We start from the raw sequence: 1,814 nt of genomic DNA, 5'->3' as shown, positions 1-1,814 counted from the left end.
CCTTGCGAGTGAAAGTTAAGCCATGTAAGCATTATAAAGGTTTAAAACTAATGCGGATGGCGAGACTCGAACTCCCGAATAACGTTCAAACACTGATTCTATCGTTCAGTAGTCTATCCAAAATAAGTGATTAATTTTGGAATGGATAGAAAATGGATAGATTGGATAACGTCACTGTAGAGGGTTTTGGAACGTATGGAGACGTTCTAAAACATTGGTTGGCTATTGAGCCGCTAATCCCTAAAGGGGTAGCCCAAAGGGTTGAAACCCGACTTAACTTTAAATTCACAGAACCTTATCAGGGAGGTAAGCAAAAATTACTAGGATCAGGGTGTGAATGGAGTATTGCGGGTATTAATGACTTTTTGGAAAAGTGTATCAAGTTAAGAACAAAACTAAATGAAGCTAAACGGGAGGGAATTAACGCTAGTGAATGGGATTTGTGGCTTAAGAATATCCTACCCAGCAACAAGTTAGGGAGCGATGACCGTCTAACCTACCGTCAAATTTTCGAGATTATCGAAAATGAATACTATCAAGGACGGCATAAATTTACGGGTGAGAAGCGGTCAAGAGAGTCAGTTAGTTGTCAATCATCTTTTCAGAGGACATATACAGATTATTTTGTAAAATGTCTTAACTGGGATGAGTACCCTGATTGGGATAACGCCAAAGCATTCTGGGAACGCTTCCCAGAAAATACCTGTCAGTATGAAGCGTTAGGAAAGATTAAAAAAATCATCTCCTATTGTCCTGAATTAACAAAAAAGGAAATATTGCCAAAACTTAACAGAATTAAGGTTGAAAAAAAACGAGGGGAGAATACTAAAGCCATTGATTGGGAGCAATTCTTTGAATGGTTGCAATCTCAAGAGAAGTTAGTCCAAGAAATGCCAGAAAAGCAAGCAATGGCAAGGGAGGGATGGTTATGGATTTTTAAAATGTGTGTAGCCTACGGGTTAAGACCTGCTGAAATTATGAGTGCCATTAATTTGTTTAAACCAATTAGCAATAATGAAGTTAAAAAACTATGGGGCGAAAAAGGAAAAAAGTACGCCGACTCTAAAGGCATTAACCCCGCATTTAATGATAAGGTTAACAATCCCAAAATGTTGTTAATTTTGGGCAACGGATTTGAGGTTACTGATACATCTGGTAAAAAACACTTTATTACCAATAAAACTGGTGGGAGATTTTGCTACCCTCCCTGTCAAAACAAAGTAATTTTAAATTACTTAAAATTACAGAATATTCCCGTTCAGTTACCAGAATATACTCCAAACGCCAATAGTAAACCAAGAACAATAGCGGGTGGATTTTCTAATGAACTTGGTGACAAACTACAAGACTGGAAATGTCCAACAACTCAAGGGTACTCATTTAGACACCTAGGGAAGATGATGGGTTTGTTGTCAGGGCTACCCATAGGAGTTATCGCCAAAAATATGGGGCATACAGAGTTGGCTAGTGAACAGTTTTATAACCGTCAAACAATGGCGACCGCTAATGATTTAGCAGAACAAGCGACAAAATACCCGCTACCCTATCAGGTAGCCATAGGAGAACTAGAATCCTCTGGCTTTAACTTAGACGATCCATCGGTTAAAGCAATTCTGCGAATCATCTATCAATTAGACGATTAGAGCCTAAGACAAAATTAAAAATCTATCAAGCAACCTCTAACCAGGGTTGCTTTTTTATTGGGGCTGTGTCGGTAGGGATTGGGAGTGTTGAGTGTGAATCTTCCCAAGGTATGTATAAAGGGAAGATAGAAAATATTTCTACAGAACCGTAAAAAAGTAGACACTTAAAAC

General features: G+C 38.4%; 1 protein-coding gene. It reads left to right on the top strand.

Features of this window, described 5'->3' with window-relative positions:
* Positions 1-152 precede the first annotated feature (152 nt).
* On the top strand, positions 153-1,643 hold the full coding sequence (locus tag PL11201_RS25600; protein ID WP_079678207.1) for a hypothetical protein: 1,491 nt from the start codon (positions 153-155) through the stop codon (positions 1,641-1,643).
* Positions 1,644-1,814: the final 171 nt, after the last annotated feature.

This window comes from Planktothrix sp. PCC 11201 (assembly GCF_900009135.1).
GTDB lineage: Bacteria > Cyanobacteriota > Cyanobacteriia > Cyanobacteriales > Microcoleaceae > Planktothrix.
Note: the sequence above shows the minus strand (reverse complement) of the source record. Positions and strands in the feature narration are given on the sequence as shown.

Bases quoted from the DNA above. Each gene is read 5' to 3' on its own strand.
- PL11201_RS25600 (WP_079678207.1), top strand. From the start codon at position 153: ATGGATAGATTGGATAACGTCACTGTAGAGGGTTTTGGAACGTATGGA.